The sequence below is a fragment of the Fervidicella metallireducens AeB genome (assembly GCF_000601455.1).
GTDB classification, from domain to species: Bacteria; Bacillota; Clostridia; order Clostridiales; family Caloramatoraceae; genus Fervidicella; species Fervidicella metallireducens.
Window position 1 is genome coordinate 1 of record NZ_AZQP01000073.1, and the last position, 5,541, is coordinate 5,541.

Annotated in this window: 7 protein-coding genes; 4 read left to right on the forward strand and 3 right to left on the reverse strand. The window is 31.4% G+C overall.

Annotation, left to right across the window (positions count from 1 at the left end; translation table 11 throughout):
• Window positions 1-59 precede the first annotated feature (59 nt).
• Window positions 60-884: a metal ABC transporter permease gene (locus Q428_RS13155; protein ID WP_035381675.1), complete on the reverse strand. Its 825-nt coding sequence runs from the start codon at window positions 882-884 to the stop codon at window positions 60-62.
• Window positions 871-1,542 (reverse strand): metal ABC transporter ATP-binding protein, encoded by a 672-nt coding sequence (locus tag Q428_RS13160; protein WP_035381676.1) that lies wholly within the window; start codon window positions 1,540-1,542, stop codon window positions 871-873. The genes Q428_RS13155 and Q428_RS13160 overlap by 14 nt, the downstream gene beginning before the upstream one ends.
• Before the next feature lie 128 nt (window positions 1,543-1,670).
• Between Q428_RS13160 and Q428_RS13165 the strand changes: the two genes are divergently transcribed.
• Window positions 1,671-2,594: a metal ABC transporter substrate-binding protein gene (locus Q428_RS13165; RefSeq protein ID WP_035381677.1), complete on the forward strand. Its 924-nt coding sequence runs from the start codon at window positions 1,671-1,673 to the stop codon at window positions 2,592-2,594.
• Window positions 2,595-2,926: 332 nt separating this feature from the next.
• Here the strand turns inward: Q428_RS13165 and Q428_RS13170 are convergent, their stop codons facing one another.
• On the reverse strand, window positions 2,927-3,346 hold the full coding sequence (locus Q428_RS13170) for a Fur family transcriptional regulator (protein ID WP_035381679.1): 420 nt from the start codon (window positions 3,344-3,346) through the stop codon (window positions 2,927-2,929).
• A gap of 153 nt (window positions 3,347-3,499) precedes the next feature.
• On the opposite strand from Q428_RS13170, the gene Q428_RS13175 reads away from it, so the two are divergent.
• The 3 genes from Q428_RS13175 to Q428_RS13185 all read left to right on the forward strand — a co-directional run.
• Entirely contained in the window at window positions 3,500-4,327 is an 828-nt protein-coding gene (locus tag Q428_RS13175; RefSeq protein ID WP_035381680.1) for an Mrp/NBP35 family ATP-binding protein, read from the forward strand.
• 16 nt (window positions 4,328-4,343) lie between these two features.
• Complete coding sequence (locus Q428_RS13180) at window positions 4,344-4,733, forward strand: NifB/NifX family molybdenum-iron cluster-binding protein (RefSeq protein ID WP_035381681.1); 390 nt, start codon at window positions 4,344-4,346, stop codon at window positions 4,731-4,733.
• A 1-nt stretch (window position 4,734) separates the two neighbouring features.
• On the forward strand, window positions 4,735-5,541 hold an 807-nt coding region (locus Q428_RS13185; protein ID WP_035381682.1), incomplete at its 3' end, for a nucleotide-binding protein.

Consider the following 5,541-nt stretch of genomic DNA (forward strand, 5'->3'; position numbering starts at 1 on the left):
ATTATATATATATTTATAAAATAAATCAATAGAATAGATAAAATTTAGAATTTCAAAAATCAATTGTTTTCTATAACTTTGTTTGACAATAATAAGTTATGAATTTTTTTATAAAGGATAACTGCAAATAATGTAAATACAGAAACTAAAGCAATGGAACCACCAGGAGCACAATTGATGTAATAGGATAAAATAAGTCCAGAGATTATATCTACAAAACCAAATAGCATAGAGTATAGCAGTGTTGATTTAAATCCTTTATGTAGCTGTAGTGAAGTAGCTGCAGGAATAGCCAGCATTGAGGAAAGAACCAGCAATCCCATTATTCTGATGGATACAGATATAGTTGCGCAAACCAAAAGTGAAAAAAGATAATTGATCAGTTTCACTTTAATTCCTGTAATTTTTGCTCCTTCTTCATCAAAGGTTATGTATAAAAGCTGGTTGTATAAAATAATAAGTGCTGTAATTGAAACAATACAAATAACAATTATTGTAATCAAGTCCTTTGTGGTCAAGGTCAGTATACTTCCAAAAAGATAGGAATTAATATTAGCATTAGCCCTTCCACTGCTGATTATTGTTATAGCAATGCCGACACATAGGGTCAGAATAATAACCAGAATAAGTTCAGAATATTTTTTGTAGTAATTTCTAAGATATTCTATAAAGATGCCACAAACTGATGTAAATACAAAGGCTGCAATCACAGGATTAAAGCCTGATAATATACCAATGGCAACACCTGCAAAGGATGCGTGGGAAAGGGTATCTCCAATCATAGAATGTCTTTTAAAAACTAAAAATACCCCTACGCAGGGACAGAGTATGGATATAAATATTGAGGCAATAAGAGCATTTTGCATAAAACTATATTGAAGCATAACCCATAACCTCCTGAAAATTTTCTTTATAATCATTTATCGATAATATTTGTCCTTTTCCATTTTTTAATTTAAATATATAATCGGAATTAACTAGTGCAGCATTTAGATTATGTTCTATTGCAACAACAGTAATACCAAGGTTTGTATTCAGGGATTTTATCAAAGAATAAATTTCATACTGACTTTGGACATCTATTCCAGTTGAAGGTTCATCAAGAATCAATAATTCAGGATTTCCCATCATTGCCCTGGCGATAAATATTTTCTGCTGCTGTCCACCTGAGAGATTTCCAATCAGTGAATTTTTATAATTCAACATATCAACTTTTAGTAAGCTATTTAAAACTATAGATGAATCCTTAATTTTTAAAGCTTTTCTATGACAATTCAGCATTTCATATATGGTTACAGGAAATTGAGAATTAAAACCTTCGAATCTTTGAGGTACATAACCTATTTTTTGCGTATTGATTTGGATTGTTCCACTGCAAGGCTTAAGAAGTTTTAATAATAATTTAATAAGTGTGCTTTTACCGCTTCCGTTATCGCCTAATATGGATACATAATCACCCTTTTTAATTTCAAGATTTATATTCTCAAGAATATACGGTGGAATTTTATTATAAGAAAAAGAAAGATTTTTAATATTAATCATTTAATACCTCCTGTTAATATAAAGAAATAACATAAAAATATATAAGGCAATTGACAAGAATTGTCATTATGATTATTATATAGCTAAATGCAAATTATTTGCAAGTATAATATCAAGAGGTGATTTGATTGAAAAAAATTGTTGCTGCATTAATAGCTCTAACTTTGATTTTTGGTTTATCTGCTTGCAATGGAAAACAAGCTAACAACAGTGAAGTAAAGGAGACTAGCACATCTGAAGAAAAAATAAAGGTAATAGTAAGCTTTAATCCTATTAAAGAATTTGTTCTGGAGATAGGTGGAAATAAGGTAGACGTAGAAACTATAATTCCAGAAGGAAGTGAACCCCATGATTTTGAACCAAAAGTCAGGGATATAGCTGCCTTAACTGAGGCAGATATTTTTATATACAATGGTCTTGGTATGGAATCATGGGTTGATAAAGTTTTGAATTCCATAGATAAAAAGACATTAACAATAGTAGAGGCTTCAAAGGGTTGTGAGGCAATTAAAATCTCTGATCCTGAAGAAATAAAAGAACATGGAGAATATGATCCACATATCTGGTTAAGTCTGAAAGAAGCACAAAAAGAATCGAAAAATATTAAGGATGCCTTGATAATGGTGGATTTTAAGAATAAAGACTATTATGAAAAAAATTATGAAAACTTCATAAAGGAATTAAATAGTCTATATGATGAATATAAGAAAAAATTTGATACTGTAAGCAATAGATGCTTTGTTACAGGTCATGCTGCCTTTGGGTATCTTTGCAGAGATTTTAACCTTAACCAAAATAGTGTAGAGGATGTATTTGCAGAGGGTGAACCTAGTGGGAAGAAGATGAAGGAATTAGTTGATTTTTGCAAAGCAAACAATGTAAAAACCGTATTTTTAGAAGAAATGGCAAGTCCTAAAGTATCAGAGACACTTGCAAATGAGATTGGAGCAAAGGTTGAAAAGATATATACAATAGCTTCAAAGGAAGACAATAAAAATTATATACAGAGTATGAGGGAGAACCTTGAAAAAATATATAACAGTTTAAAATAGATAAAGGAAGATTTAGTCTTCCTTCAGGCTGTTGAAAAAGTTATATATTGATTAGCCCCATGAAAGATTTCTTTGGCAGACCTTCATTTCGCCAAGCAATTCTAAACTTTTCTTTGTTAGAAAAAGTCCTACCCTCGGGATGCCATCGTCCTGATGGCTCCTTGGCTCGGCACGTCCTGTGCGATTTACGGACTTTTTCAAAGTCGAAAAACAAGAATTGCTAAAGCTCATGAAATATGCCTTTTTAAAATCCTTTCATGGGGCTTTTTTTATACTTTAACTAACAATTAGGTTTGTCAACAATCAGAGTAAGACCTAGTCTTCCTTTTTTTCTATACAATCTTGCAGTAGCCAAATAATTCAAATTTGTGTTCGGTAATTTTAAAATTATTATTAGGGATATTATTTTTAAAATCCTTAAATGGACAAAAGTCAATTGCTTCAGTTTTACCACAGCCTTTGCATATCAGATGATGATGATGAGAATCTTCACATTTAAGCTTATAAAATGCAGTTGTATTATCTATAAGAGTTTTATGAACAAGATTTATTTCTTCTAAAATTTCTAAATTCCTGTAAATAGTAGATAAATTTGTCTGACTGCATTTGGATTTGGTTTTTGAATACAAATCCTCAACAGATAGCACATTACCATCATTTTCATACAACACTTCAAGAAGTGCTTTTCTTTGGTTAGTAAGTTTATATCCTTTGTTTTTGAAAATATCTATTAATAAATTTAAACTATCCATAGTAACAACTCCTTTATAAACTAATTTTAAATGAAAAATTATAAACATTCAAACTAATATTTTTTAAGTGGACAAGTTAATGGCATTTGACAATAACTAAAAAATGACATATAATCAAAATAGCATATGCCAAATATTAAAGGAGTGAGTGAAATGTCAAATTGCCAAACATGTCCATCAAATGGAAATTGTAACGATAAGGAAAATTGTATGATTGAAAATAATCCCATGAATAATGTCAAAAAAATTATTGGAGTTATGAGCGGAAAGGGTGGAGTTGGTAAATCAACAGTTTCTGTTTTATTAGCTAAAAAATTAAAGGAAATGGGATATAAGGTTGGTATTTTAGATGCTGACATAACAGGACCAAGTATTCCAAGATTACTAAACATTAGTGAAAAGAGAGCTGAAGCAACAGAAATAGGAATAATTCCCGTAACAACTGAAGAGGGCATTAAGGTTATGTCGCTAAATCTTCTGATAGATGCTGAAACACAGCCAGTTATCTGGAGAGGACCTGTTATAGCAGGGGCAGTAAAACAATTCTGGACAGATGTACTATGGGAAGAACTTGATTATTTAATCATAGATATGCCTCCAGGAACTGGTGATGTTGCGTTAACAGTTATGCAGTCAATTCCAATAAGTGGAGTTGTTATGGTTTCTGTTCCACAGGATTTAGTTTCAATGATAGTTGCAAAGGCTATAATTATGGCAAGGAAAATGAATATAAATGTTCTTGGAGTAGTTCAAAATATGAGCTATATTATTTGTCCTGGATGTAATGAAAAAATAAAACTTTTTGATGAAGAAGAACAGGATATTACACTGGATAATCTGGATATTAATATTTTAGGAGAATTCCCAATGTGTAAGGAAATCGTTGATATATCAAAGGGTAAGATTGAAAATCTAGGTTCTGATCTAGATGGGATTGTTACTTCTATAACTGAAAGAATATTAAAAGAGTTAGATAAATAAAAATGGAGGAGCAAGTATGAGAATAGCTATTTCATCAGAAGGTAAAAGTATTAGTGATTTAATGGATGTTAGATTTGGAAGATGTAACTACTTTTTAATCTATGATTTAGAGTCAGGAGATATGAAGTGTGTTGAGAACAGTGGCCAGAGTGCAAGCGGTGGTGCAGGTATAGCAGCAGCCCAGCAGATTATAGATGAAAAGGTTGATATTGTAATTACAGGAAATTTAGGGCCTAATGCCTTTAATATGTTTAATGCAGCTGGGATTAAAGTAATGAAATCAGATGCATTAATTGTAGAGAAAGTGATTGAACTGTACAAAAATGGTGAACTTACTGAGCTTACACAGTCAGGGCCTGCTCATGGCGGTATGGGAAATGGAGCTGGTTTTAGAGGAGGAAGATAGTTTGAATATAGGAATTTTAAGTGGCAAGGGTGGTACTGGAAAAACAACTGTCTCAACAAATCTTGCATTGACTATGAAAGCAAACTATATAGACTGTGATGTTGAAGAACCAAATGGTTTTATATTTTTAAATCCAAAAGATATAAAAACCAAGGATGTAGGTGTAGATTATCCATTTATAGACAAAGATAAGTGTTCACTATGTGGAGAATGTGTTAAGGCATGTCAATTTAATGCATTAGCTAAGGTAAAGGAAAGTATCATTCTTTTTGATAAGCTATGCCATGGATGTGCTGCTTGTCAGATTGTATGTAAGTACAATGCTATTGAATATAAGAAAAGAAAAATAGGTATTATAGAAGAAGGTCATCACAAGGAATTAATCTGTAAACATGGTATTTTAGATATTGGTGAACCAATGGCAGTTCCAATATTAAAAGAACTCCTAAAAGGCCTACCTGAAGGTGTAAATATTTTAGACTGCTCCCCAGGTACCTCATGTAATGTTGTAAATACTCTTCATCATATGGATGTTGCAGTACTTGTAACAGAACCTACTGAATTTGGACTTCATGACCTTAAAATGGCAGTAGAGCTTGTGAGAATATTTAATATACCCTTTGGTATTATTATTAATAAACATATTATAGGCAGTACTATTATTCAAGATTACTGTGAAAAGGAAAATATACCTTTATATGGTGTCATACCCTACAGTAGAGAAGCTGCAAAAGCATATTCAAATGGGAATATGTTAGTTGATTTAGAAGAATACAAAGATATTTTTGAAAAAATATCAGAAAAGGGG

Bases quoted from the DNA above. Each gene is read 5' to 3' on its own strand.
- Q428_RS13155 (WP_035381675.1), bottom strand. From the start codon at position 884: ATGCTTCAATATAGTTTTATGCAAAATGCTCTTATTGCCTCAATATTT.
- Q428_RS13170 (WP_035381679.1), bottom strand. From the start codon at position 3,346: ATGGATAGTTTAAATTTATTAATAGATATTTTCAAAAACAAAGGATAT.
- Q428_RS13160 (WP_035381676.1), bottom strand. From the start codon at position 1,542: ATGATTAATATTAAAAATCTTTCTTTTTCTTATAATAAAATTCCACCG.
- Q428_RS13175 (WP_035381680.1), top strand. From the start codon at position 3,500: ATGTCAAATTGCCAAACATGTCCATCAAATGGAAATTGTAACGATAAG.
- Q428_RS13180 (WP_035381681.1), top strand. From the start codon at position 4,344: ATGAGAATAGCTATTTCATCAGAAGGTAAAAGTATTAGTGATTTAATG.